General features: G+C 55.8%; 24 protein-coding genes and 2 pseudogenes. 16 read left to right on the top strand and 10 right to left on the bottom strand.

What is annotated here, in order from left to right; genetic code table 11:
• Window positions 1-40 precede the first annotated feature (40 nt).
• The 5 genes from OJ965_RS00805 to crcB are packed head-to-tail and all read left to right on the top strand — an operon-like array spanning window position 41 to window position 3,804.
• A complete protein-coding gene (locus OJ965_RS00805; RefSeq protein WP_085016768.1) occupies window positions 41-949 on the top strand; it encodes a DHHA2 domain-containing protein in 909 nt (302 codons plus the stop codon).
• Window positions 946-1,371 carry a universal stress protein gene (locus tag OJ965_RS00800; RefSeq protein ID WP_085016767.1) on the top strand — a complete coding sequence of 142 codons (426 nt, stop codon included), beginning with the start codon at window positions 946-948 and terminating at the stop codon, window positions 1,369-1,371. The genes OJ965_RS00805 and OJ965_RS00800 overlap by 4 nt, the downstream gene beginning before the upstream one ends.
• Window positions 1,372-1,386: 15 nt before the next feature.
• Entirely contained in the window at window positions 1,387-2,676 is a 1,290-nt protein-coding gene (eno, locus tag OJ965_RS00795; protein ID WP_085016766.1) for a phosphopyruvate hydratase, read from the top strand.
• A gap of 43 nt (window positions 2,677-2,719) precedes the next feature.
• Window positions 2,720-3,427, top strand: coding sequence for a 2,3-bisphosphoglycerate-dependent phosphoglycerate mutase (locus OJ965_RS00790; protein WP_085016765.1), 708 nt, complete (start codon window positions 2,720-2,722; stop codon window positions 3,425-3,427).
• Between the two features lie 2 nt (window positions 3,428-3,429).
• Window positions 3,430-3,804, top strand: a complete 375-nt coding sequence (crcB, locus tag OJ965_RS00785) for a fluoride efflux transporter CrcB (RefSeq protein ID WP_010260804.1) — start codon at window positions 3,430-3,432, stop codon at window positions 3,802-3,804.
• Between the two features lie 167 nt (window positions 3,805-3,971).
• On the opposite strand, the gene OJ965_RS00780 is transcribed toward crcB, so the two are convergent.
• The 5 genes and pseudogenes from OJ965_RS00780 to OJ965_RS00760 form a co-directional block, all read right to left on the bottom strand.
• On the bottom strand, window positions 3,972-4,373 hold the full coding sequence (locus tag OJ965_RS00780) for a VOC family protein (protein ID WP_085016764.1): 402 nt from the start codon (window positions 4,371-4,373) through the stop codon (window positions 3,972-3,974).
• 125 nt (window positions 4,374-4,498) lie between these two features.
• Window positions 4,499-6,616 carry a tyrosine-type recombinase/integrase gene (locus OJ965_RS00775; protein WP_110412210.1) on the bottom strand — a complete coding sequence of 706 codons (2,118 nt, stop codon included), beginning with the start codon at window positions 6,614-6,616 and terminating at the stop codon, window positions 4,499-4,501.
• The gene (locus OJ965_RS00770) at window positions 6,616-7,602 is read right to left on the bottom strand and encodes a tyrosine-type recombinase/integrase (protein WP_265135462.1); all 987 of its coding nucleotides are present in this window, start codon (window positions 7,600-7,602) and stop codon (window positions 6,616-6,618) included. Before OJ965_RS00770 ends, OJ965_RS00775 begins: the two co-directional genes overlap by 1 nt.
• Before the next feature lie 73 nt (window positions 7,603-7,675).
• A pseudogene (locus OJ965_RS00765) lies at window positions 7,676-7,903 on the bottom strand (Y-family DNA polymerase); the annotation flags it as partial.
• A 2-nt stretch (window positions 7,904-7,905) separates the two neighbouring features.
• Window positions 7,906-8,283 (bottom strand): peptidase, encoded by a 378-nt coding sequence (locus OJ965_RS00760; protein ID WP_009092864.1) that lies wholly within the window; start codon window positions 8,281-8,283, stop codon window positions 7,906-7,908.
• A gap of 1,201 nt (window positions 8,284-9,484) precedes the next feature.
• Between OJ965_RS00760 and OJ965_RS21310 the strand changes: the two genes are divergently transcribed.
• From OJ965_RS21310 to map, 5 genes and pseudogenes are all read left to right on the top strand, one after another.
• Window positions 9,485-9,682 (top strand): DUF7661 family protein, encoded by a 198-nt coding sequence (locus tag OJ965_RS21310; protein ID WP_419720119.1) that lies wholly within the window; start codon window positions 9,485-9,487, stop codon window positions 9,680-9,682.
• Window positions 9,628-9,910, top strand: a pseudogene (locus OJ965_RS00755) (DDE-type integrase/transposase/recombinase); the annotation flags it as partial. The gene OJ965_RS21310 and the pseudogene OJ965_RS00755, both read left to right, overlap by 55 nt.
• A 416-nt stretch (window positions 9,911-10,326) precedes the next feature.
• Window positions 10,327-12,255, top strand: coding sequence for a methyl-accepting chemotaxis protein (locus OJ965_RS00750; protein ID WP_111207291.1), 1,929 nt, complete (start codon window positions 10,327-10,329; stop codon window positions 12,253-12,255).
• Window positions 12,256-12,572: 317 nt separating this feature from the next.
• A complete protein-coding gene (locus tag OJ965_RS00745) occupies window positions 12,573-12,818 on the top strand; it encodes a ParD-like family protein (RefSeq protein ID WP_009092856.1) in 246 nt (81 codons plus the stop codon).
• Window positions 12,815-13,600 (top strand): type I methionyl aminopeptidase, encoded by a 786-nt coding sequence (gene map, locus OJ965_RS00740; protein ID WP_009092855.1) that lies wholly within the window; start codon window positions 12,815-12,817, stop codon window positions 13,598-13,600. The genes OJ965_RS00745 and map overlap by 4 nt, the downstream gene beginning before the upstream one ends.
• A 37-nt stretch (window positions 13,601-13,637) precedes the next feature.
• Here the strand turns inward: map and OJ965_RS00735 are convergent, their stop codons facing one another.
• Complete coding sequence (locus OJ965_RS00735; protein WP_154928861.1) at window positions 13,638-14,729, bottom strand: diguanylate cyclase; 1,092 nt, start codon at window positions 14,727-14,729, stop codon at window positions 13,638-13,640.
• 173 nt (window positions 14,730-14,902) lie between these two features.
• Window positions 14,903-15,208: a hypothetical protein gene (locus tag OJ965_RS00730; RefSeq protein ID WP_009092853.1), complete on the bottom strand. Its 306-nt coding sequence runs from the start codon at window positions 15,206-15,208 to the stop codon at window positions 14,903-14,905.
• A gap of 214 nt (window positions 15,209-15,422) precedes the next feature.
• Between OJ965_RS00730 and OJ965_RS00725 the strand changes: the two genes are divergently transcribed.
• Together OJ965_RS00725 and OJ965_RS00720 are read left to right on the top strand one after the other, a co-directional pair.
• Entirely contained in the window at window positions 15,423-15,647 is a 225-nt protein-coding gene (locus tag OJ965_RS00725) for a hypothetical protein (protein WP_009092851.1), read from the top strand.
• A gap of 178 nt (window positions 15,648-15,825) precedes the next feature.
• On the top strand, window positions 15,826-16,509 hold the full coding sequence (locus OJ965_RS00720) for a RipA family octameric membrane protein (RefSeq protein ID WP_140922838.1): 684 nt from the start codon (window positions 15,826-15,828) through the stop codon (window positions 16,507-16,509).
• A gap of 203 nt (window positions 16,510-16,712) precedes the next feature.
• Here OJ965_RS00720 and OJ965_RS00715 read toward each other — a convergent pair whose 3' ends face one another.
• The gene (locus OJ965_RS00715) at window positions 16,713-17,762 is read right to left on the bottom strand and encodes an NAD(P)-dependent alcohol dehydrogenase (RefSeq protein WP_046102751.1); all 1,050 of its coding nucleotides are present in this window, start codon (window positions 17,760-17,762) and stop codon (window positions 16,713-16,715) included.
• A 111-nt stretch (window positions 17,763-17,873) separates the two neighbouring features.
• On the opposite strand from OJ965_RS00715, the gene OJ965_RS00710 reads away from it, so the two are divergent.
• The gene (locus OJ965_RS00710) at window positions 17,874-18,260 is read left to right on the top strand and encodes a winged helix-turn-helix transcriptional regulator (protein ID WP_046102752.1); all 387 of its coding nucleotides are present in this window, start codon (window positions 17,874-17,876) and stop codon (window positions 18,258-18,260) included.
• Window positions 18,261-18,300: 40 nt separating this feature from the next.
• On the opposite strand, the gene OJ965_RS00705 is transcribed toward OJ965_RS00710, so the two are convergent.
• Window positions 18,301-19,122: a Cof-type HAD-IIB family hydrolase gene (locus OJ965_RS00705; protein ID WP_154928983.1), complete on the bottom strand. Its 822-nt coding sequence runs from the start codon at window positions 19,120-19,122 to the stop codon at window positions 18,301-18,303.
• Between the two features lie 253 nt (window positions 19,123-19,375).
• Here OJ965_RS00705 and OJ965_RS00700 point away from each other — a divergent pair, with 253 nt between their 5' ends.
• Entirely contained in the window at window positions 19,376-20,638 is a 1,263-nt protein-coding gene (locus tag OJ965_RS00700; RefSeq protein WP_265135451.1) for a DUF1479 domain-containing protein, read from the top strand.
• 74 nt (window positions 20,639-20,712) lie between these two features.
• Window positions 20,713-21,462, top strand: a complete 750-nt coding sequence (locus OJ965_RS00695; protein ID WP_058957091.1) for a DeoR/GlpR family DNA-binding transcription regulator — start codon at window positions 20,713-20,715, stop codon at window positions 21,460-21,462.
• Here OJ965_RS00695 and OJ965_RS00690 read toward each other — a convergent pair.
• Window positions 21,459-22,475 (bottom strand): LacI family DNA-binding transcriptional regulator, encoded by a 1,017-nt coding sequence (locus OJ965_RS00690; RefSeq protein ID WP_265135450.1) that lies wholly within the window; start codon window positions 22,473-22,475, stop codon window positions 21,459-21,461. The genes OJ965_RS00695 and OJ965_RS00690 overlap by 4 nt on opposite strands.
• Before the next feature lie 256 nt (window positions 22,476-22,731).
• On the opposite strand from OJ965_RS00690, the gene ascF reads away from it, so the two are divergent.
• Window positions 22,732-24,180: a PTS cellobiose/arbutin/salicin transporter subunit IIBC gene (ascF, locus tag OJ965_RS00685; protein WP_009092843.1), complete on the top strand. Its 1,449-nt coding sequence runs from the start codon at window positions 22,732-22,734 to the stop codon at window positions 24,178-24,180.
• The last annotated feature ends 21 nt before the right edge of the window (window positions 24,181-24,201 follow it).

The following is a 24,201-nucleotide window of genomic DNA, read 5'->3' as shown; positions in this document are numbered from 1 at the left end:
TCCTCCCGGCCTGCGTACTTCCCTCTATGGGGAGAGACCTGTGATACACGTTTTTGGCCACATTAATCCTGACAGCGACGCCATCTGCACGACCGTCGTCACCGCACACTGGCTGACCGGGCGCGGAATGGATGCCCGCGCATGGCGTCTCGGCGAGGCTAACCGGGAAACCCGCTTTATCTTTGACGCCGCCGGCCTCACGCTGCCGCCGCTGCTCGCTTTTCCGCTAAAGGATGAACGGGTCTGGCTGGTCGATTTCACCGAACCGGCACAGGGGCCTGACGACCTGCTCCGGAGCAACGTCGTGGGCATCACTGACCACCACCGGCTGGGCGGGCTGATAACGCAACTGCCGCCGGAGGTACATATTCGCCCGGTTGGCAGCAGCGCCACGCTGCTCTGGCTGCTGATGGACGCAGAAGCGCGCCGCATGCTGCCCCCGACGCTCGCCGTGCTTCTGCTGGGCGCACTCCTGAGTGATACCGTGAATCTTCGCTCGCCGACCACCACCGAAGACGATATCCGTTCGGCGACCGAACTGGGCGCACTGTCTGGCGTAAACCGCAGAGCCTTCGCCCGTGACCTCCTCACCGCAAAAACAGACGTCAGCGGCCTCAGCGCACAGCAGCTGCTGGACAGGGACCTCAAGGCCTTCGTCATTGCCGGCACCGACGTGCGCATAGCCCAGATTGAGGTCAGCTCACCGTCACAGGTTGCCCCCGTGATGAACGACCTGCTCGCAGCACTGGCGTATCTGGCAGACCAGTCGGGAGCTGGCCTGGCGGTGCTGATGCTGACCGACATTCGTACCGGGTTCTCAACGCTTTACTTCGCCGGGCGGGAGAGCGTTAACGTCGCCTCCTGCTCCGTACCGGGCATGCTCAGCCGCAAAAAGCAGCTTCTGCCGTGGCTTGAGTCCCGCCTTAACCAGAACGGAGGTTCATTATGACCTGCTACACCCACGCACTGATACTTGTGAACGATAAAAACGACGGCACTCTTCTGCTGAAACGGGCGGTCGCGCTGGCGCAGCCGCTCGGCATGAAAATCACCCTGGCGCACATCAGCGACGACTACCGGGAGATGAACTACGTGTCTGACAGCCTGATGGACGACGTCGTGTCGGAGGAGGTGCTGAAAGGCAAAGCGTTTATGAGTGAGCTGGCGGCCTCCGTGCCTGAGACGGTAGACACGCGGGAGCTGGTGACCATGCGCCGCGTTGAGGACGTGGAGAAGTGCATCGCGGAGCTGGGCGTGGACCTCGTGCTTGCCGGGCACCGAAACCGCTTTATGGGAATGCTCACCTCCCGCTCGGCGGACTACATCAACCACCTTACGGTGGATGTGCTTATCACTCACCTGACTGACTGAACCGGGAGAAACACCATGCGCTTTACACTGGATAACGTAACCGCCCGTGAAATTCTTGACTCGCGCGGCAACCCCACCGTTGAAGTTGAAGCCCGGACTACGGACGGGATGATGGCGCGCGCCTCGGTGCCTTCCGGGGCCAGTACCGGCTCGCGCGAGGCCGCAGAGCGCCGCGACGGTGACGCACACCGTTTTGGCGGTAAAGGCGTGCTGGATGCCGTCAGGGCGGTTAATACGGAAATCTGCCAGGCCGTGCGCGGCAGCGACGTGCGCGAACAGCGTCAGCTGGACAACATCATGCTGGCGCTGGACGGCACGGAGAACAAGAGTCGCCTGGGTGCCAATGCCATTCTGGGCGTGTCGCTGGCGGTGGCCCGGCTGGCGGCACAGGCCTCCCACGAGCCGCTGTGGCGCTACCTGGGTGGCCTGCAGGCGAACCTGCTGCCCGTGCCGTGCATGAACATTATCAACGGCGGCGTGCACGCCCGCGGTCAGGGCGCGGACTTTCAGGAGTTCATGATAGCCCCGCACGGCGCACCCACGCTGCGCGAGGCCGTACGTCAGGGCAGCGAGGTCTACCAGGCGCTGCGCCAGATCCTGCTGGACAACAACCTGTCGGCGGCAGTGGGCGACGAAGGCGGTTTTGCGCCCGCCGTGTCGTCAAACCGCGACCCGCTGGCGTTTATCGTACAGGCCATTGAGAAAGCCGGATACCGGCCCGGAGAAGACATCAGCATCTGCATGGACCCTGCCTCAAGTGAGTTTTTCGCAGACGGCAAATATCATCTGCGCACCGAGGGCAGCGCGCTGAGCGCGGCGGAAATGACGGCATACTACGGCGAGCTGATGGACCAGTTTCCCGTCATCCTGCTGGAAGACGGCCTGGCCGAGGACGACTGGGCGGGCTGGAAGCATTTGCACCGGCAGCTTGCGGGCAGGGCCGAACTGGTTGGTGACGACCTGTTTGTCACCAACGTGAAGTATATCCAGCGCGGCATTGACGAAAACCTCGCCAGCGCCGCACTGATTAAACTCAATCAGATAGGCTCGCTCAGCGAAACGCTGGACGCCGTGGCGCTCTGCCAGCGGCACGGCTGGGGCGCGTTCATGTCCCACCGCAGCGGGGAAACCACGGACACGTTCCTTGCCGACCTGACGGTGGCCCTGCGCGCGGGACACCTGAAAACCGGCGCGCCGTGCCGCGGCGAACGCGTGGAAAAGTACAACCAGCTGATGCGCATTGAGCAGGCGCTGGGTGACGATGCGCACTACGCGGGGCTTCATGCGTTTGTGCGCCGCACGTAGCACATCCGCCGGACGGTCCCCGTCCGGCACAGAAGGAATGCCTGTGGCCTCTGCAACGCTGATCCTTTTGCGTCACGGCGAAAGCCAGTGGAACCGGGAAAACCGTTTTACCGGATGGACAGACGTGCCGCTGACGGTCAGGGGGCGGCAGGAGGCCGACCGGGCCGGTGACGCGTTGCGGGCAGCGGGCCTGATGCCCGACCGTGTCTTCACCTCGGTGATGACACGCTGCGTTCACACGGTCTGGCGGGTGCTGGACCGTCTTGACCGCAGCTGGACGCCCGTGGAAAAGAGCTGGCGACTGAATGAGCGCCACTACGGGGCGCTGCAGGGGCTGAACAAGGACGACGCTGCCCGGATAATGGGGGAAGAGACTGTCCGGCTCTGGCGCAAAAGCTTCAGCGGCATTCCGCCCGCGGACGCGGAGGCTCCGGCGCAGCTGCGTCGGGATCTGCGCTACCGCCGCGTTGCGCTGGCCGACCTGCCTGCAACGGAAAGCCTGGAAATGACGCTGCGCCGCGTCATGCCGTACTGGCAGCATGCTGTGGTACCGCAGTTACGCTGCGGAAGTTCCGTTCTGGTTGTGGCGCACGGCAACACGCTGCGCGCCCTGACCGCCTTCCTGGACGGCATGCCTTACGACAGCGTGGCACAGCTGCACATCCCGACCGGCGTGCCGGTCGTATATCAGATGGATGCGGCCGCCCAGGTCGTGTCCCGTGATGTTCTGAATATTAAAAAAAAGGAGTGAACGTGAATCAGCTTTTTGCCGTCATCACCGGCGGTGCTTTAGGGTGTGTTATCCGCTGGCAGCTGGGCGCGCGCCTGAATGCGCTTTTTCCGGACCTGCCGCCGGGGACGCTGCTGGTCAACCTGCTGGGTGGATTTATCATCGGGGCGGCCCTGGCGTATTTTCTGCGCCATCCCGGCCTCGATCCGGCCTGGCGGCTGCTCATTACCACCGGGCTGTGTGGAGGAATGACGACCTTCTCCACATTTTCAGCTGAGGTTTTTGCCCTGCTGCAGTCAGGCAGCTATGCCTGGGCAGCCGCCTCGGTGCTGATACACGTGCTGGGTTCGCTGGCCATGACGGCGGCCGGATTTTATATCATGACGCTGTGTGGTTAACCCGGACCGTACGGCCTTTAATCCAGGCGAGACCTCAGTGCAGCGACCGCTGCACTGAGGTCAGACAGTTCAGTATATTGTTCAGAAGCGCTCTCTGCGGGCCTGACCCGACAGGGTTTACGCCTGTAATGCTTCTCGTAAATCCGGGGCACTGTCGTGACAGAGTTTCAGGTCTGTCTGTTCTGGTAAAGGTCCCAGCGATTGCCATAGATGTCCTCAAACACGACAACCATTCCGTATTCTTCCTCCCGCGGCTCCTGACAGAAGTGGACGCCTTTTGCCTTCATAGCATTGTAGTCGCGCCAGAAGTTGTCGGTCTGCAGGAACAGAAAAACCCGTCCGCCGCACTGATTGCCGATAAAGCCTTCCTGCCGATCGTTCGACGCGCGGGCAAGAAGAATAGCACAGTCGCTGTCAGGGTCCGGCGTCACCACGACCCAGCGCTTACCCGGCTGCGGCGTGTCCTCAATCAGGGTAAAGCCCAGCTTATCGGTGTAATACTCAATTGCACGATCGTAGTCATCGACCACAACAGCCACATACCCCATACATCGCTTCTGTTTTCTCATCTGCGGCTCCATCAGTTACGGCATCACGCCCGCTATAATCAGATTTATATCAGATACGACGTTCGGTCGTCTGTACTGACTCTGCGCTGACACCCTCAGGCCGGACATTGTAAGCATCTGATCCGTCAGGATTGTGGATCCAGTCTTGTAAGAACCCGCTCAACCTTTTCAGCATCCTGCTCCAGTATGGATCTCTCATCGGGAGTGAGCGGAACCTCTTCGAGGTAACGCCGGATGGATGCTTTACTCTCCATTATCAGCCCGCGCGCGCTGTCTTTAAGCAGGTTAAAATCGCAGCCGATGCAGGCCATCCGGTGCTGACAGCTGCTCCAGAAAGGGTTCGTGCAGTATGAGTCACCCAGATCATAGTACGTCGCGGGTCCGGTCAGACTGGCGGCTTCCGGATCGTGGTCAATCAGCACGCTTATCATATGAGAGACCCTGTCGGCTTTGACGAACGAAGCGGCCAGCTGAGTCGGACGTATACGAATATAATGCAGGGTTGACTGTGGGGATGAATGGCCGGACCACTGCATCAGCTCATGTAAAGACATCCCCCCGGCAACACTGGCCAGTGCTGTAACGGCAGAAGCACGGCCGCGGTGGCTGGTAATGGGACCGCGTGAATCTTCCACAGACATACCCGCTCTGGCGCAGAGAAGCGGAATGACAGTGAGATTTATTATGTTTCTTCCCACCGGTTTACCCCGGTTCTGAAACAGATAACGAACTTTTTCACCGGTGCGTTCATCCGTAAATGCTGCCTGCTCCTGAGGACGCTCACTGAGCCAGATATCGACATATTTTTTCACAACAGACGAGACTGGCTTAACAAAAGCTTTAGACGTTTTGCCGGCTGGTACGCTGAGATAGCACAGAGTACCGGCCGGGACAGGGCTGCTGTTTTCCTGCAGAATGTCATCCACCTGTGGGGTAACGCAGTTCATTGTCAGGCGCAACAGCTCGTTCTGTCGCAGCCCGGCATGCGTCCAGATAACCGCCATAGCCTGAAGCATAGACAGGGGATAATGAATTTCGCTCAGCAAATCTTCCTGACGCAGGTTCAGACTCGCCCAGACCAGTCTGAGCCAGACCGGATCATCAATAACGCGGGGGCTCACGCCCTGACGAAACAGCGGTGTATCAGGCGTGGACAGATGGCGGGCCGGACTGAACTTTAATCGCCCCCATCCCCAGCTTTCATAATCAAGCATAAAACGGCGAATGGCATAAACAAACCGGCTGCGGGAATGCGGCATCAGGGGTTCTCCTGAGCGTTTTGATTGTCTGCCCCCTTTCTTTGTATCCAGTGACAGCTCGTCTACTTTCAGTCTGCCGACCATTGCAATAAAGCTGGCGCAGGTTTCCATTGTCCAGTCAGAGGGCTCGCATATTTCCGGCTTTTCCCGGGCAAGCCACAGGCCACAGCGGAGAATAAAACTGTACTGAGTTTCTCTGGAGCGGGGGCGGAGTACCGACGTTTCCCGCCACATCCGGCACCACCGCGCCCAGTCAGGTGCGATACCTTGTGTTGGCTTTTCATGCCATTCCTGATAGTTACGCATTCTCAGGGGGCTCTCTATAATTCCCATAGCAGCAAGCGCACAGGATATTTTCCCCGTAGCTCTTGCGATTCCCCGGTCGTGGCAGTTCTGCCCCCGCCACAGGAGGTCTGTCGTAAAAGTTTCAAGACGCGGGTCGTTGTTCATCAGCATCAGTACACCCAGCATACCGGACATATTGTGCTTCTGATTCTGCCCGGCATATCCCATTGAGATCAGAACGTCTGTCAGCCGGTTAATTTCATGACTGACAATACTCCGGCCATATATAGCACTGGCGTACAACGACGGTGCGCCATGCACTGGCAGGCTGAGCGGAGAAGAAAACGGACCGAGATGAAAGGCAAAAGCAGCAAGCAGGGGCCTGCCGGAACAGTGTTGCTCACAGAGCGTTAACCATCTTTCCTGCGTCCACTGCCAGCAGGGCTGACCCGACCGGTGCGTTTCTGCAAGAACGGCAAGGAGGGTAATTCTGGCAAGTCTGACACTGATACTGCTTCGTGAGGCAATGTCCTGCAGAGGCAGCAGCAAATATGGCAGGGAATCTGGCCGATCGAGCGCAGCAGACCGCCGGTAGCCTGTACGTATCGCGTCTTTTTCCTCAGGACTCAGCGCATCGCTCAGCTGATAATCTGTGCGTTTGAAAGGTATATAAGTGACTGTGTTTTTTTTTCCACTCATCAGTAAGCCCCCGCCTGAAAAATAAGGCCAGCGATTTTCCTGTCGGTTTCAGCTACGGCTGCGGTTATCCGGCCAGACAGATCGGACCCTGACAGATGGATATAAATCTGTGTGGTGCACGGATCTCTGTGTCCAGCATAAGTCGCCAGCTCATGCAGCTTCCAGCCGGCCCGAGCCAGATGGGTCAGGCGAAGATGGCGAAAGGTGTGGGTTGTAATCTGTGGAAGCCCCGTATCCAGAGCCCATCTGCGCACGGTTTTACTCCAGCTCCACACAGAAAGAGGAGTGCCGTAATTACGATCAGAAAATGAACGGAACAACGCCCCCTGTGTCCGGCCAGCCCGCTTCAGCTGCCGGAAAAGGTTTGCCAGTACCGGCGTAATGTCCGGACCATAGCACACAACCCTTTCACGCCGGCTTTTCGTTGTTTCCGGGCGGATACGGATCAGGCGATGAGCAGGGTCGATATCCTCAAGCGTCAGGGCTGTCACCTCTGCACGGCGGAGTGCACCAAAATAGGCCAGTGCGAGCATCAGCCGGTCCCGCAGGGAAGCAGCTGAAACATGTTTAAGAAATCTCAGCCATTGTTCATTGTCAGGTATTACAGGTAAGCGGGTGATACGCGGGACAAGCCCCCGCCCGGTATAAATGGCACCCGGTAAACCCGCGCGGGGTAGCGGATTGAGACTGCATATATCCTGATAAACAAGAAAGTCATACCAGAGACGGATAGCAGACAGGCGCAGCTGGAGCGTGGCACTGGCCGCAGGGTAAGGCATGCCAGGCAGCTGAGGGCGGATGTAGGCGGCGAGGTCTTCAAACCGGGCTTTTTCAGGTTCAATTCCGTTCTCGCTGCAGAACGAAAAGTAATGATGAAGGGCGCTACGGTAGGCGGTGAGTGTGCCCTGCGCCCGCCCGAGATCGGATAACAGTTTCAGCCAGCGCTCTGCCAGCAATAGGCTTTGTTCATTCGGTGGGATCAGCATCGTGTTCTCCTCTGACAGCAATATCGCTGCTCAAAGTTTACTCACTCAATGTTGCATTCCACTTAACTTACTACAGCTCGTAGTTGGAGCTGAATACGTATACCCCGTTCTCCCTGAAGAAACGCTCATTCTTAAACAACGGGGCCGCCATTTTTATGCCCATTCGCTTTGCTTCAGCCGAGCGGGCAATAACGCAGCCATCATTATTCGACACAACCACAATGGGTTTTCCGCGCAGGTCGGGTCGGAATACCGTTTCACAGGAGGCGTAAAAATTATTGGCATCGGCCAGCGCAAACATCCCTACTCTCCTGCCGGCCCGTTGAATCCCACCCCGGCCACATCAGTGAGCGCATAGGCAACCACACCCCAGACGGGCAGCGTCTGGTTCACATCCAGCACTGTTACCGTTTCGTCCTCGTCCAGCGCCTGCAGGGCGGGAACCGGATTGAGCAGCAGTCGTCTCAGCGTCAGCTCCCCGTCAACCTCAGCAACGATTAGCTGGCGGTGTACAGGCGTCAGTGCACGATCGATAGCCAGCACAGATCCTTTCACAATACCGGCATCGGGGCAGTCGCTTTCGCTGCGCATCAAATAGGTTGAGTAAGGGGAAAGATGAACGAGATCGCCCAGGTTAAGGCGCGTTTCGGTGTAGTTCTGAGCGGGATTCTGAAAGGCCATTAAAATGCTCCATTCTGACCAGCATTGCTGCCTGTCTGCATCCAACAGGCATACACATTTATGACTCCTGTGATGAGTATAAGTCGTTACAGCCGGCAATGCTCATATGTGTACGCCGGTGTCTGCTACAGGCGGAAAAGCTGAAGTTTGGGCATGGTATTACTACATAAATAAATTAAGGTGTGTGTTAAACCCCAGGTAATTGATTTGCTCTCGAAGATATAGACATTCTTAAGGCCGAGTTCTTTTGATAGGGATCGCGGTCGCTATAGAATTTACTTTCTTGAGGAGACAGGTTCTAATTGGCTTGTAACAAATGAGATAATACCCTTCCAGAAGATAGATAAGCAGGAGAAAATCTATGATAGCTCTAATAAAGGATCTTTTAAGTAATCCGGTGGTTTCCGCAGTAGTTCTTAGCATCATCGGAGCTGTTACAAAAAAGTATATTCAATTTCATCGCAGAGATTTTTTTTCACGCTCATCTTCCGAGCAGATAAATGCAGTCGAGTGGCTTAGGAACTCATCTGTACCAATGTCCGATCCGTTAGCTAAGGCGGAACAGCAGTTCCGTCTACAGTCGTTCGGACTACACAGAGACCGGGATTTATCTTACAAAATCATATGTTTTTACTCAGAACATACGCAGTCATTGATGCCCTCCCTCAGGGCAGTCTTACGTTACCAAGGGATGTACACAATTGCTGATGGAAACATATACCCTCATAAATTCCACAAGTGGTTAGTATCTTTAGTATTTGTATGGTTACTATCGATTAGCGTTACTGAGATATATAGGGGTTATTTACACAGTTATAGCGTAAAGGCTTTACTATCTCTGTTTGTCTTTTTTATGGCTTTTATAGTATGGTGTTGGGTTGCTGCTTGTGCTGTGAAAATTTCAAGCATCAGTAAAAAACTCAATTCTTATACCCCACCCGCAAAAGACTATAAATCCAGTACAAACAATTTCTGTTCAATACTCAATAATAAATATCCTTAGTGTGACTGATTTGCTCCTCATTAATACTTGTATACCGTTGTTAGTGACGTCCGATTCTGACACAAAGCGCACTGATACGCAGGCCGGGGTCTGTTAAGCGCGAGAAACGGATGTTGTTCGTTCATATCGCGACGATTGTTACGTTGACCCGCCCAGACGTATAGCATCCATTCAGCGACTCCTAAGTATGCCCGGAGGTTGCATCTGTTGATCCATAACGTTTTTGAGCGGCATTTTGGTGCTCAGCGTGAGGATGATCGGTGGCTAATATTTCGCGCAGACCTGTCAGAGAGAAAGCTTTCTCGGCTCTATGACGTCGCAATCCCGAACCAGATGACAGAAGGTGGATTGCTGGCTGGTCAATGCAACCGCAGATGGAAAAGGAGAGTGTCCTGAACGCATTGCTGATGGCTGTAAGGCGGCATACCCCCCAAAAACAGGCGCTGGTTCTCTGATCAGGACAGTCAGTCCACAAGCCATGAGTGGTGGTCGTTCCAGAAATCACATGGAGTTGAAGTCAGCATGAGCCATCGCGGTAACTGCCACGATAATGCAGTTGCAGAAAGCTTTTTTCAGTTGCTGAAGCGTGAACGGATAAAGAAAAAGATCTACGAATCGCGTGAACAGCCCGCAGCGCCAAATCCCCCTCCCTGCACCATTCAATGAACTCATCCGGTAACGGCCAGAACAGTGAAACGCTGTCCTGCGAGCAACTGCTGTACGTTCTGTCCTCATTGCCCGACTGCGTCTGATAACACCCTGCCTGCCCGTTAATTTGCATCAGAGACTGACATTTCTGAAGCACCACTGGATCTCCGGAAGTTATTGATGTCCTCACACTCAGCGCTTTTTCGTGCCAGACGCAGACAGGGCAAATACCGTGGAACGGGCAGTTCTCCTCTGACCAGCTAAATAAACTGGACATTTTCTGAACATCCGCAGGCGCCTGCCGATAATCAATAAGGGGTATATCACCAGGTTGCTTTCCACAGAAAGCTCGTCACATGAAGAAAATAATTTCCTGATAAATAAGGATAAATATGTTTCCTGCACGTATTGCTACAAAAATGACATTGGGTGGCGTCCTGCTGTTAGGCGTGACGACCGCAATTGTCTGTCTTGTACTGTTGTTACGTGGCCAGCCACGCATTATTGAAGCCAGCAATAAATTAATTGAGCAAGCCGGTGGAAACCTGGTCAGCAGGCTGGACCAGCAGCTGGCGGGCATTCAGGGAGAGGCAGTCAGCATGGCGCGTCTGGCAGAGGTGCTGCCACACGATGTTTCGCTGTGGCAGAACAGTTTTCCGCAAATGATCGACAGTAATGGTAATCATACTATCGCCGGTGGAGGTATCTGGCCTGAGCCGGATGCGTTTGTTGCAGGCACTGCACTGCGCAGCTTCTTCTGGGCGCGTGAAGAGAGTGGCAAACTCGCTTACTCTGACGGATATAATCAGCCTGCTACCGGCGATTATCACAAGGAAAGCTGGTATACACAGGCACGCAATGCACCACGCGATCGCTGTACCTGGTCCGATGTTTATCAGGATCAGGTTTCAGGCGTCAAAATGGTGACCTGCAGCGTACCCTACTATGCCGGTGACCGTTTCGCGGGTGTCGCTACACTGGATGTGATGCTGGATAACCTGGCACAGTTTGTGAAAACTCAGGGTAATGTGACGGGGGGTTATGCCCTTGCGGCAGACAAGACCGGTACGCTGCTCTACTACCCTGGCGTGGATACCAAAGTGCTGAATACCTTATCCACTGTTGCTCAGAAAGAGAGCTGGCTGCAGCCCGTTGTGTCAAAACTAAAAAGCCTCGGGCCTGATGCAACCCTGGCCAGAGTCGACCGTATTAATGATGCACACCTGAATCAATCCGCACAGGTTACCCTGTTCCGCATGCCGGGAACTGGCTGGATCATAGGTCTGGTTACGCCAGAGAAAGTGGTCAGTGGCATGGCCCGCACGATCATGTGGGATATTTTCATATTCCTTGTGCCTGCCATGATTATTCTGCTTATTCTCACCTGGTGGTTTACACAGCGTATTGGTCAGCGCCTGCGTCATACCTATGATGCTCTGAACGAGATTGCGACAGGAGATGGCGATCTGACGCGCCGTCTTGAGCGTAATGGTCACGACGAACTTGCCGACATTGCCGGAGCCTTCAACATTTTCGTTGATAAGATTGCGGGTGTAATCACGCGTGTTCAAGGCAGCAGCGAAACGGTAGCGCTTAATGCATCGGGGCTGGCTCAGAGCAATCAGTCATTTTCAGACAAGATTGCGGAGCAGGCCGCTGCGCTTGAGCAGAGTGCTGCTGCGATGGAACAACTTAACGCAACAGTACAGCAGAACGCTGAAAACACCCGGCTGGCTGATACGGTCGCGGAAAAAACTTCGCAGATTGCGCAGACCAGTTCAGGAACAATGGAGGAAATGGTGCACACTATGGCAGCCATTCAGAACTCCTCACAACGCGTCGCTGAAATCCTGGGACTGATTGACAGCATTGCCTTCCAGACCAATATACTGGCGCTGAATGCGGCAGTAGAAGCGGCGCGCGCCGGCGAGCAGGGAAAAGGATTTGCCGTTGTCGCAGCAGAAGTCCGTGCGCTGGCGCAGCGTAGCGCAAACGCAGCACAGGAAATTAAACTCCTCATTTCCGATTCCGACAGCACGGTCATTGCTGGCAGCAAGCTGGTGAAAGGTGCTGGTGAGCAACTGAAACAACTGGTCAACGACGTACATCGCGTCAGACAGGTTGTTGGGGAGATGCGGGTCGCCGGTGATGAGCAGAGCAAAGGCATTTCTGAAATGACGCTGGCGGTTACACAGATGGAGCGCGGTATTCAGCAAAACCTGTCACTCATCAACCAGACTGCAGAAAACACTCAGGTTCTGCGTGACGAGGCAGCACAGCTCGCACAGGAAATATCCGTATTCAAAGTGGTTAACGGATAGTGCAAATCAGGGTTTGGCTGGGCTGAGCCCGTAAACTGATCCTGCATTACTGCCCGGGCCAGCTATCTGGCGCCGGGCGATTCACTAACCTGCAAGCATGGCTGCAGCTGAAAGCAATGTGTTCCGGTTGCACGCAGCGATCTCACACTCCCTCAGAAGGACCTCGCTTCACGTGGCGATACGTATCTACTCGTATGATGTCTCTGTAATTACGGACGAATTTCGGACATTTTCGGTCGGGCTGAAATTTGCCTTTTCAACTCATGAGGTTAAGGATATGCTATATACGAAACATATACGTTTTATATAGGATTAGCATGGGTATCGTTAAAATCTCGGATTTGATGCATGAGAATCTGCGCATCGCCAGTCAGGCGATGAGCCGCTCCATCAATGCACAGGCTGAACACTGGCTTAAAATCGGCATGCTGGCGGAACTCTATCCCCAGCAGACCCAACACCAACTGGCGCAGATGCTGATCCGGCTGGAGGTGGAAGGCCGCACCGATATCCGGAATATGCTTCCTGAAGAGATCCTCGCCACACAAGGAGATGTGTCATGAACAGCGTTAAAATTCATACCGCAGCAGAAATCGAGATGGCCCGGGCAGCGGGACAGGCTGCCGCGCAGGTGCTGGCCATGATCACGCCACACGTCCGGCCTGGCATCACCACCGAAGAGCTGGATGATATCTGTCACGACTTTATTGTGAACGAACTGAAGGTGACGCCAGCCAACATCGGCTATCAAGGCTATACCCGCACTACCTGCACCTCGGTCAATCATGTGGTCTGCCACGGTATTCCGGCCGGGAAAAAGCTCAAGGATGGCGATATCGTTAATATCGATGTAGCGGTCATCAAGGATGGCTGGTACGGCGACACCAGCCGCATGTACTTCGTCGGCACGCCATCAGTCCGGGCGAAACGGCTGGTTGAGATCACCTATCAGTCGCTGGTGGCCGGGATCAAAACGGTCCGTCCGGGCGCAACGCTGGGCGATATCGGCGCCGCAATACAGCGTGTGGCAGAAGCGGCCGGTTTCTCCGTGGTGCGTGAATATTGCGGTCACGGGGTGGGTGAGATTTACCACACCGAACCGCAGGTGCTGCACTACGGCACACCGGGCCAGGGTATGCCACTCAAGGCGGGCATGATCTTCACTATCGAACCGATGATCAATGCCGGTAAAGCGGGCACCAGCGTGCTGTCTGATGGCTGGACGGTGGTGACGAAAGATCGTTCACTCTCGGCGCAGTGGGAGCACACGGTCGCCGTGACGGAAAGCGGCTTCGATCTGCTGACGCCCTGGCCGGAAGGCACCGGTGATTACCCGGCAATTTAATCCAGTGGCCTGAGAGTGTCTCAGGCTCTGGACTTTTTCAGTCGCGAACTTCACTAAGTGTGTTGAGGGAGGAAGCCCGCCAGACATGCACATCATTGCGTCCGGCGCGCTTCACCTGATAAAGCGCCTCATCAGCGCGTCGCAGCCATTCATGAATCGAAGCCGCTTCGCGCGCTGAAGCAATCCCGATACTCACCGAACTCTGAAAAGTGGACGAAGCAGGCAACCGCAGCAAGGTAATGCCTTCCTGGATCTTTTTAGCCAGTCGCAGGATGCTGGCTTCATCGGCCTCACGCACAATGACGCACAGCTCATCCCCGCCAAATCGGGCGGGAATATCTTTCAGACCGACGCTGTTTCGTAACAGTGCCGAAATCTCTGTCAGCAGAAAGTCGCCCGCCTCATGGCCAAACGTGTCATTAACCTGTTTGAAGTGATCCACATCCAGCAGCATGAGCCAGGCGTTGCCCTCGCCTCGCTGAGTGCGCAGAAATTCGCTTTCCAGTCGCTGCTCAAACAGACGACGGTTCGGGATTTTCAGGCCGGGGTCCATCAGCGCGATGCGCTCCAGCTCGCGATTCTTTTTACGCAGGCTCAGCGTCAGATTGTGCGAAACCACACTGAGCGCCAGCAGATAAACGCTGGCCAGTGGCAGAGTCAGCCAGGCGGTACGGGTAGAGAAGTTCAGCATGATCGGTGCACCCGTGACTGACCATACCAGCACAAAAGTGAGCAAAAAGGCCTGCAGCGCAGATTTCAGCTGTACCCAGCCGCCCGCGGAATAGCGGTCAGAAATCAATACGGCCATGATAACCAGTGAGGGGAAAGGACTCAGCGCCATCATCCCCACCCAGACGCCGCCAAAAGCCGCATCCAGCGTCAGACTCTTGCGTTCAAATCCTGTGGGGTCGCGCGATCGTAAGGCCAGCCTGTAGGCGGCATAGGGCCAGATAAACGCGTTGATGAACAGCAGCAGGCAGAGTTCCGCGCATTTCCCCCGCTCCATCAGCACTGACAGGATGGGCAAAAAGCAGAGCAGCGTACCGAGCTGACGCATCATAAACATACGGCGCACGAATCGGCTGGCGCGCCGCCTCAGTTGAGCATCGTCAGGTGTGTAATAGTTCATATGCAGACTGAAGCAGCGAAAGGTTACGTCAGTTTATCCAAACTGGTGAATAAAAGTAATATGTTTGCAGAATATTCTTATTGCCGGATTAAGACTGATCGACTACGCGTTAAAGCCGGTATTGTTCGGCTGACAGATGACTGCTGTCGCCTGCCAGCACGAAGGCTAGGTTTTTATCTGCGGCCCTTAGCAACCGAGGCGGACCAGCTGAAGTCGCTGACTTCACTGGCTGTCAGTGAGGAGGGTTTCTTTTTGCGGAGGGGTTTTTTCGCCTTCAGCGCCTGCGCTTTCTCTTTTTCCTGCTTTGCCGTCATAACGATCCGACGCGCTTCACTGCTGAATTCTTTTTCTTTTTTACTATCCGGCTCTTTACCGGTGCGCTGACGATACTTTTCCATCAGCCCTTTAACGGTCTGTTCGACGGCCAGTCGTTCATCAGCGTTGAACTGATCAATGGAAATCATCTTCTTGTCGTTCATAGCACTCTGTCTCGTGGCGAAGGGTGAGATGAGTGTACCGCATTTACGGTTTATTAAGTCAGAAACCGCCTCTGTCCTGCATCTTCTTCACTTTGCAGCGCATCCATCCCGCTTCATCGGATGGCCATGCGAAAAACAGGGTTGTCTCTTAATATAAAACTAATGTTTAGCAGGTTTACTGGCAGTGACCACGTACTGCCGGGAGGCTAACGGAATGACTAAAGAGACCGATCGCCTGTCACAGGCCCTGTTACGGCGGCATGGCATTGGCGTCAGACAGAAACGCATCCACTTTCGGGGACGCGATCTGCTGTTTCAGCTGCGCAATGCCCGTTATGATGTTTTCAACGGTGACCGCTGCATTGCGACCGTGGAAACCAATAACATTCATGACGCCATCAAGCAGTTTAAGGCGCTCGACACACCTGTGGAGAAATAGTCATGCCCGATTACTGCGTGCTTCAGAAAGGCCGTGAAATCATGGCCGTTAATCTCACCCATAAGGACAAGCGGGGGAAGGTATATTTCCCATTAATGCGGGATTAAAAGGCAAAGTGACTGTTAATTCATGTCGTGCCGATTAGAATAAGGGAAATTTCTCCGCACACAGGTTTCTGATGAAAATCACTATTCAGAAAGAAGATGCGCTGTTTATGCATAACTTCTTTGCTGCGCCCTGCGACACGCTCGACACAGATTCACCTCAGGCACGACAGATTCAGCAATCGCTTCAGCTGGCTATCCAGCAAAAAGAAGCAGAGATCGACGGTGACTGGAAACGCACTCTGACATTTATGCTGCTGTTCCTGTTTTTATATGCTGCGCTCGGTGCCTCGCTGACGCTGGATCTCAGCACCACCACCGGCCATAAGAGCATCGAATATGCTCTGGAGGCGATTCCGGTGCTGATCGCCTTCTCCGGTTTTTTTGTCTCTATACTCTATCTGTTTCTGACACGCGCCAGCGCGCGTAAACAGCGCAACTGGGAAAATGCCATCCTGGTGCTGGAAAAATATTCTCTCGGTAATCTGTTTAAAGCTACCCATACCCAGGGGGGCGGCACCAGTAACTACTCCGTGCCCAATCTCTACATTTCTCTCGCGCTGTTTATCTGCCTGACCTGGCTGGTCACCTATAACTATCTGACCTTCACCACCAGCGGCGTTTTCGGCAGTGTGATTTCTCTGTTCATCAGCACCATGGTCTATGTGATTCTGGATATACAGCTGCTCAAACCTTTCACTCATGCCGCAGAGAAAGAGGAAGCGGCGAAGGATAAAGCGGATGACGCGCAGGCGTAACTAAAACGCCAGAATCGAGAGGATACCCGGCCCGCAAGCCGGGTATTTTTTTGCTGCAACAGGCCCGGTCTGGCTGCTCAGCCCTTTCGCACCCGGCTATCTGAAACCTGATCCAAAAACGTAAAAGTATGTTGTAACTACCATCGCTCATTCAGCAACGCGGGCATCGTACAGGGCACGCCTTCACAGCGTGCCCCCTGGCGTTACCAGCGCGTTTTCTGCATATCAATCACAAAACGATATTTCACATCGCTGGTCAGCATACGTTCAAAGGCCGTTTCGACCTCTTCACCGGTTATCATCTCAACATCCGCCGTGATGTTGTGCTGCCCACAGAAGTCGAGCATCTCCTGCGTCTCCTGAATACTGCCAATTGAGGTGCCGGTAATACTCAGACGGCGGAACACCATCGGTGTCACATTCGGTGACGGATGAGGCTGATCGGGGATACCCACCAGCACCAGCTGACCGTTGGTTTTCAGCGCATTCAGATAGGGATCGAGATCGTGTGGCGCAGCCACGCAGTCCAGAATGATATCCAGCGACGCCTGACAGGCCGCCATCTGGGCCGCGTCACGGGAAACCACCACGTTTTTAGCGCCCAGCCGGCGGGCATCCGCCCCTTTCTCTGGCGAGGTGGTAAATAAGGTGACCTCTGCGCCCAGCGCACTGGCCAGCTTAACCGCCATATGGCCCAGGCCGCCCAGGCCTACTACCCCGACGCGATCCCCCGCTTTGACGTTAAAGTGGCGCAGCGGTGACCAGACGGTGACGCCCGCGCAGAGCAGCGGTGCCACCGCGTTCAGCGCCAGGTTATCAGGCACCCGCACGACAAAATGGTGATCGGCAATCACATGCTGGGCATAGCCGCCAAAGGTCGTGTTACCGGTGTACTTATCGGTTCCGTTATAGGTCGGCGTAAAGCCTGCCTCACAGTACTGCTCTTCATGCTGCTGGCAGAAATGGCACTCGCGACAGGCGTCAACCATCACGCCGACCCCGGCAATCTCTCCGACCGCAAACTGAGTGACGTTTTCACCCACTGCCACCACCCGGCCGACAATTTCGTGACCCGGCACAAGGGGATAGCGGCTTACGCCCCACTCATTGCGCGCCATATGCAAATCGGAGTGACAGACGCCGCAGTAAAGGATCTCGAGTTTAACATCGTCAGCCTGCAGCTCGCGTAACTCCACCTGACCTGCGCGCAGCGGTTGATCTGCCTGACTGGCGACCAGTGCATTAATCTTCATCTGTTGCCTCTTCTCACCTGATGGTCGTAAAGAAAGCGGCACACTATAGACACATGGGATCGGTTTTGGTAGTAGTTACCTTTTGGTTACCACCCTGCTAAGGAGGCAATGATGCCCGCCTGGGTTGATGGAAAACTGCTGTTTTATGCGGATTCACCGCCGCGCCGCCTGCTGGAACTCTTTTCCGTCAAGTGGAGCACGATGGTGCTGCATGCGCTTTATCACTGGCCGGAACACCGTGCGCGCACGGGTGAACTGGAGCGGAGCCTGCAGGGAATTTCAAAGAAGATGCTGATTCAGACGCTGCGCGAGCTGGAGCAGCGCGGGCTGGTTGCACGCCATGTCTGGCAGGTGGTGCCGCCGAAAGTGGAGTACAGCCTGACCGCGCTGGGCATGACATTTGCCGGGCCGATTGAGCAGATGTATCAGTGGGGCCTGGAAAATCAGGCTGCGCTGGATGAAATGGAGAATCACGCGCGCAGCCATCGGGAGGCGTGAGGAGGACCAGGTGCGCCAGTCAGCCCAGCCCGGCCCGGCCTCACTCAAAGGGAAATTCGCGCGCCAGCACGCGGGAGATCACATTCAGCGCCCCCTCTTCATTGTTGCTCTGCGTCTGATATCGCGCCACGGCGGCGACAGAAGCGGCGGCATTCGCCATTGAGAAACTGAAACAGGCCTGACGCAGCATCTCAATGTCGTTGGCGCTGTCACCGATGGCCAGTACTTCGCAGTCGCTGATGCCCCACTTCTCCTGCAGCAGCGCAATGCCATGCGCCTTGTGGCAGCCAGGAATGATCAGGTCGATAAAGCCAAACCCGCTGGAGACCGGATGCATGATGTTTTCCAGCTCGCCGAGTCGGGCATGCAGCCGTTGCAGCAGGGCATCCACCCCTTCATGCTCCAGATTCAGCGAGAATTTGAAAATTGTATCGTCAATGGCATAGAGGTCATCGCATTTTTCCAGCCGGTGATAGTGATTTGAGAGCTTAGCCATCACCTCGTCAGAAGCCGATGCGTGCATGTAAGCGCCATTGCGCCCGCACACCACCACCGCAATATCGGGTTCATGCGCCAGGATATCCAGAATCTTGTGCACCTTCTCGCGGGCCAGCTCGCCACAGAAGATCTCTTCATTGCACTCTGAGACCCACGCGCCATTCTCCGCGACGAACGCGATCTCATCTTTAATGTCGGGGAAATAGCGCTGTAACTGGTAATACTGGTTTCCGCTGGCGACCACAAAGCGGATGCCCTTCTGCTTCAGCAGCGCATACTGCCGTGAAAACCGCTGAACGTTGTACGCTTTATCGTCGTCCAGAAAGGTGCCATCCATATCCACCGCAATCATCTTAACCGCCATCTCGCCTGCCCCTATAGAGTCGCCGTTCTGTCCTTTCGGCTGATTGATTTGATTCATAAAGCTTACTCGCTGTGTGGATTAATGAGAATGCAAATAGTGACCTTGCTAACGGCTTTCGGAGCCTTCCGGTTCCGGAGTTGTGTTATCACGCACGTTTCGGAGCGTTAAAAAGATGTTAATCTCAGCCATTAATTACGAATGAAGGTTATTTTAATTACATTCGTAACTCAACCCGAATATTGAGGAGCATGAGATGCGTGATGAGACCCGATCGACCCCATTGCCGGAAGACGTCAAAGCGGCAATACGCGCAGTGAAACAGCAGTTGCGGCAGCAGATAGGTGACGTTGAAGGCCTGTTCCGGCAGGTGTGTGACAGCATCGAAGCGGCGATTGCGGAGGCAAAAGCGGATGAGGAGTGGACGGGCAGCGCCTGGCCAGTGGTGCCGATGCAGGATATTGCAGAGGGACAGGTTTCAGATGAAACCCGGGCGCGGATTAAACGGCGCGGCTGTGTCGTGATTAAGCAGCACTTTCCCCGGGACCAGGCGCTGGCCTGGGATAAGTCAATGCTCGACTACCTGGAGCTCAACCGGTTTGACGAACAGTATCGCGGGCCAGGCGATGATTTTTTTGGCACGCTGGCCGCCTCGCGTCCTGAAATTTATCCTGTTTACTGGTCGCAGGCGCAAATGCAGGCGCGACAAAGCCCGGCAATGGCGCACGCACAATCTTTCCTGAACAGGTTATGGACCTTCGATTCACAGGGCAAAGAGTGGTTTGACCCGGATGTCAGCATCATCTATCCCGATCGCATTCGCCGTCGCCTGCCTGGCACCACCTCCGGCGGATTAGGGGCCCATACCGATTCCGGCGCGCTGGAACGCTGGCTGCTCCCGGCTTATCAGCAGGTTTTCAGTAAGCTGTTTCACGGTGACTTTGCCGCTTATGACCCCTGGGACGCGGCACACCGCACTGAAGTGGATGAGTATGATCTGCCTGGCACCACCAAATGTTCTGTGTTCCGCACCTTTCAGGGCTGGACTGCCCTCTCTGATATGATCCCCGGTCAGGGCCAGCTGCACGTCGTGCCGGTGCCGCAGGCGATGGCTTATGTGCTGCTGCGTCCACTGCTTTCAGATGTGCCGGAGGATGAGCTCTGCGGCGTCGCCCCAGGCCGGGTCTTACCGGTTAACGAGCTGTGGCATCCGCACCTGATGGCCGGACTCTGTCCGATACCGGCCTTAGAGGCAGGGGATTCGGTGTGGTGGCACTGTGATGTGATTCACGCCGTGGCGCCGGTCAGGGATCAGCAGGGCTGGAGCAATGTGATGTACATTCCGGCTGCCCCGCTGTGTGAAAAAAACCGCCTCTATGCCCGCCATGTCGCACAGGCGCTGGCGCAGGGCCATTCGCCAGGCGATTTTCCCCCGGAGCATTATGAAGCGGCGTGGGATCAACGTTTCAGGCCGGAAGATCTCAATCTTAACGGACGTCGCTCGCTGGATTTAGCCTGATCTGCCCCCGCGCTGCACCGGCGCGGGGAAAACCCTGATACACTGCCACTCCTGTTTTTCTGCGACATCCCATTATGAATCCGCGACATCATCAGATTATTCAACTGGTTAATAGCCGGGGCAGCGTGACGGTCAGTGAACTGGCACAGCTCACCGGGGTTTCTGAAGTTACCGTGCGTCAGGATCTCACGCTGCTGGAGCGTGACCGTCTGCTGCGGCGGGTTCACGGCTCTGCGCTGGCGCTGGACAGCGATAATGTCGGTACCCGCCTGAACACCCGCTATCCCATCAAGCAGGCGCTGGCGCTTCACGCCGCCCGTCTGGTTGAGCCGGGGGAGTCGGTATTTATTGAAGGCGGCAGCACCAACGCCCTGCTGGCGCGCGCGCTGGCCGACCGTGCCGATCTGACCCTGATTACCGTCAGCCACTACATTGCCCAGCTTCTGCGTGAGGCGGCCTGTGAAGTGATTGTGCTGGGTGGGATGCTGCAGAAAAGCAGTGAGTCGGTCGTCGGCCCGCTGACCCGCTACTCCATTCAGCAGGTTCACTTTCACCGGGCATTTGTCGGCGTGGATGGCTGGCATCCGGAAACCGGCTTTACCGGTCGCAACATGCTGCGCTGTGATGTGGTGGATGCCGTTCTGGCAAAAGGGGCGGAAAACTACGCCCTGACCGACGCCTCTAAATTTGGCCAGATTCATCCCTATCCGCTCTCATCCGGTTATCAGGTCGGGCATGTGATTACCGATGAAACGCTGGATGCCGTCACGGCAGAGCAGCTTAAGGCGCGCGCGGTTAACGTGATAACGGTCGCCACGGGTTAGACCGCGCCTGGCCCCTGCGTGACCGAATCGCGCAGCATCAGGCTGGCGGTAAAGGGGGGATGGGCAGACCAGTCACCGCCATCCAGCATGGTCAGCAGGCGATGAATCGTCTCATTGATCATCTCTGTCACCGGCAGCTTCATGCTGGATAATGACGGGGTGATGTAGGGTGCCAGCGGGATATCATCGAAACCGATCACTGAAACCTGATCCGGCACCGCTATCCGGCACGCTGTAAGCCGTTTGATCGCCCCGATCGCCATCTCATCATTACTCGCCACCAGCGCAGAGAAGGATACCTCGCGTGCCAGCAGCGTATCCACGGCCTCCATCCCGCTCTGAGCCGTCCAGCGGCCTGACACAATACGCGCCGGATCGGCGTCGATACCCTGTGCCGCCAGCGCGGCACGATAGCCGGAGAGGCGTTCCACCCCGGTCGGGGAATCGAGCGATCCGGTAATAAAGGCGATGTCGCGATGCCCCTGATTCAGCAGATGACTCACCGCCGTGACGCTGCCGGCGTGCTGATCGCTGTAGATGCAGTAGGTTTGATTGACACGCAGCCGCCGGTTAATGACCAGGATCGGCTGTTTGTGACGGGAGATAATGGCATCCAGCGCATCAATGGACAGAAAGCGCGGATAGATGATGATGCCGTCGCAGCGCAGATCGAGCAGAAACTGAATTGCCGCCTGCTCCTGCTCCGCCGTATGTTTGCCATCGGCCAGAATCAGCTGGCGGCCCTGCTGCTCCAGTATGCGCGCCGAGTGCGCCATCAGTTCCGTAAAGTAGCTTCCGCTGTAGAGGGTGTTGGTGATCACCAGCCCGATAGTCTGAGAGCTTTTCGTTGCCAGATTGCGCGCCAGCAGATTAGGGCGGTAGCCGGTTTCGGCAATCGCGTCGAGAACTCTCTGACGCTTTTCCTGACCGACATACCCGTTGCCGGAGAGCACGCGTGACACTGTCGCTTTTGAGACGCCCGCCCTGTTCGCCACTTCCTGAATCGTTGCCATGCTGATGCTCCTTTACTGCGTCGTTCTGCAGTCTACCTAAGCCTCTCAATATTGGAAATATTTACCCTCGCGCTCAGCCGGCCTTTGCGCCAATGGCAGGTGACGCCGGTCACAAAACGAAAATCTGGCTGATTTTTAGGCTTGTCCCGCTCATAAAAGCCCTTCATGATTTTGTGAAACCGGTTTCCTATCTGCCTGCATGCAGGCGCAAAAACATAACAACATTGACCGATTTACCCTACAGAGAAGAGCGATCATGCCCAGAAACTATGCCGAGGTGTCACGCGCCATCGTCGATGCGCTAGGCGGCCTCAACAATATCGAAGCCGTAACGCACTGCATGACCCGACTGCGGTTTGTGGTGAAAGATGAAACCCAGGTGGACTATCCCCGGCTGAAAGCGATCGATGGCGTGATGGGCGTGGTTCACAACGACACCCAGTGTCAGGTGATCATTGGAAATAACGTCTCTCAGGCCTTTCAGGCGCTGCAGGCGATGGGATCCCCTGCCGCCGACTCATCCACGCCGGTGAAACGCAAAATCACGCTGAAAAGCATCGGCGCAGGCATTCTGGATGCGCTGGTCGGCACGATGTCACCGCTGATCCCGGCCATTATCGGCGGGTCGATGGTTAAGCTGCTGGCGATGATACTGGATATGGCCGGTGTGTTTGAAAAAGGCTCCTCCACGCTGGTGATCCTCAACGTGATTGGCGACGGGGCCTTTTTCTTCCTGCCGGTGATGGTAGCCGCCTCTGCCGCGCTGAAGTTTAAAACCAATATGTCGCTGGCGATCGCCATTGCTGGCGTGCTGGTGCACCCTAACTTTATCGATCTGATGGCGAAAGCGGCGCAGGGTCAGGCCGTAGAATTTGCCTTCATTCCGGTCACGGCGGTGAAATATACCTACACGGTGATTCCGGCGCTGGTGATGACCTGGATCCTGTCACACATTGAGCGCGGCGTGGACCGCATTACCCCGGCCGTCACCAAAAACTTCCTGAAACCGATGCTGATTGTGCTGATTGCCGCACCCATCGCGATCGTGCTGATTGGTCCGATTGGCATCTGGATCGGCAGCGGCATCTCTGCGCTGGTCTACACCGTCCATGGCTATCTCGGCTGGCTCTCGGTTGCGATTATGGGCGCGATCTGGCCCCTGCTGGTGATGACCGGTATGCACCGGGTGTTTACCCCGACCATCATTCAGACCATTGCTGAAACCGGCAAAGAGGGCATGGTGATGCCCTCCGAGATTGGTGCCAACCTGTCGCTGGGGGGATCGTCTCTGGCGGTAGCCTTCCGCACCAAAAACCGGGAACTGCGTCAGACCGCGCTCGCGGCGGCGGCCTCCGCTATCGTTGCCGGCATTTCAGAACCTGCGCTGTATGGTGTGGCCGTCCGGCTGAAACGCCCGCTGGTCGCCTGTCTGATCAGCGGTTTTATCTGCGGCGCGGTAGCAGGCATTGGCGGTCTGGCCAGCCACTCGATGGCGTCGCCTGGCCTGTTCACCAGCGTGCAGTTTTTTGATCCCACCAACCCGATGAGTATTGTCTGGGTCGGCGCGGTGATGGTGTTGTCTGTGGTGCTGTCGTTTGTGCTGACGCTGCTGTTAGGCTTTGAAGATATCCCTGAAACCGACGCCACCACCGCGGCACAACCGGCAGCCGTACCCGAACGCGTCAACGCCATTAACAGCCACTAAAGGAAAGGGTCTTAGCGACCC

It is taken from the genome of Pantoea anthophila (assembly GCF_026104315.1).
Classification (GTDB): domain Bacteria; phylum Pseudomonadota; class Gammaproteobacteria; order Enterobacterales; family Enterobacteriaceae; genus Pantoea; species Pantoea anthophila.
Note: the sequence above shows the minus strand (reverse complement) of the source record. Positions and strands in the feature narration are given on the sequence as shown.

Bases quoted from the DNA above. Each gene is read 5' to 3' on its own strand.
- OJ965_RS00760 (WP_009092864.1), bottom strand. From the start codon at position 8,283: ATGGCCTTTCAGAATCCCGCTCAGAACTACACCGAAACGCGCCTTAAC.
- OJ965_RS00735 (WP_154928861.1), bottom strand. From the start codon at position 14,729: ATGAACTATTACACACCTGACGATGCTCAACTGAGGCGGCGCGCCAGC.
- OJ965_RS00745 (WP_009092856.1), top strand. From the start codon at position 12,573: ATGGGTATCGTTAAAATCTCGGATTTGATGCATGAGAATCTGCGCATC.
- OJ965_RS00770 (WP_265135462.1), bottom strand. From the start codon at position 7,602: ATGCTGATCCCACCGAATGAACAAAGCCTATTGCTGGCAGAGCGCTGG.
- OJ965_RS00695 (WP_058957091.1), top strand. From the start codon at position 20,713: ATGAATCCGCGACATCATCAGATTATTCAACTGGTTAATAGCCGGGGC.
- OJ965_RS00700 (WP_265135451.1), top strand. From the start codon at position 19,376: ATGCGTGATGAGACCCGATCGACCCCATTGCCGGAAGACGTCAAAGCG.
- ascF (WP_009092843.1), top strand. From the start codon at position 22,732: ATGCCCAGAAACTATGCCGAGGTGTCACGCGCCATCGTCGATGCGCTA.
- OJ965_RS00710 (WP_046102752.1), top strand. From the start codon at position 17,874: ATGCCCGCCTGGGTTGATGGAAAACTGCTGTTTTATGCGGATTCACCG.
- OJ965_RS00705 (WP_154928983.1), bottom strand. From the start codon at position 19,122: ATGGCGGTTAAGATGATTGCGGTGGATATGGATGGCACCTTTCTGGAC.
- eno (WP_085016766.1), top strand. From the start codon at position 1,387: ATGCGCTTTACACTGGATAACGTAACCGCCCGTGAAATTCTTGACTCG.
- OJ965_RS00690 (WP_265135450.1), bottom strand. From the start codon at position 22,475: ATGGCAACGATTCAGGAAGTGGCGAACAGGGCGGGCGTCTCAAAAGCG.
- OJ965_RS00750 (WP_111207291.1), top strand. From the start codon at position 10,327: ATGTTTCCTGCACGTATTGCTACAAAAATGACATTGGGTGGCGTCCTG.
- OJ965_RS00775 (WP_110412210.1), bottom strand. From the start codon at position 6,616: ATGAGTGGAAAAAAAAACACAGTCACTTATATACCTTTCAAACGCACA.
- OJ965_RS00780 (WP_085016764.1), bottom strand. From the start codon at position 4,373: ATGAGAAAACAGAAGCGATGTATGGGGTATGTGGCTGTTGTGGTCGAT.
- OJ965_RS00800 (WP_085016767.1), top strand. From the start codon at position 946: ATGACCTGCTACACCCACGCACTGATACTTGTGAACGATAAAAACGAC.
- OJ965_RS00720 (WP_140922838.1), top strand. From the start codon at position 15,826: ATGAAAATCACTATTCAGAAAGAAGATGCGCTGTTTATGCATAACTTC.
- map (WP_009092855.1), top strand. From the start codon at position 12,815: ATGAACAGCGTTAAAATTCATACCGCAGCAGAAATCGAGATGGCCCGG.
- OJ965_RS00715 (WP_046102751.1), bottom strand. From the start codon at position 17,762: ATGAAGATTAATGCACTGGTCGCCAGTCAGGCAGATCAACCGCTGCGC.
- OJ965_RS00730 (WP_009092853.1), bottom strand. From the start codon at position 15,208: ATGAACGACAAGAAGATGATTTCCATTGATCAGTTCAACGCTGATGAA.
- OJ965_RS00725 (WP_009092851.1), top strand. From the start codon at position 15,423: ATGACTAAAGAGACCGATCGCCTGTCACAGGCCCTGTTACGGCGGCAT.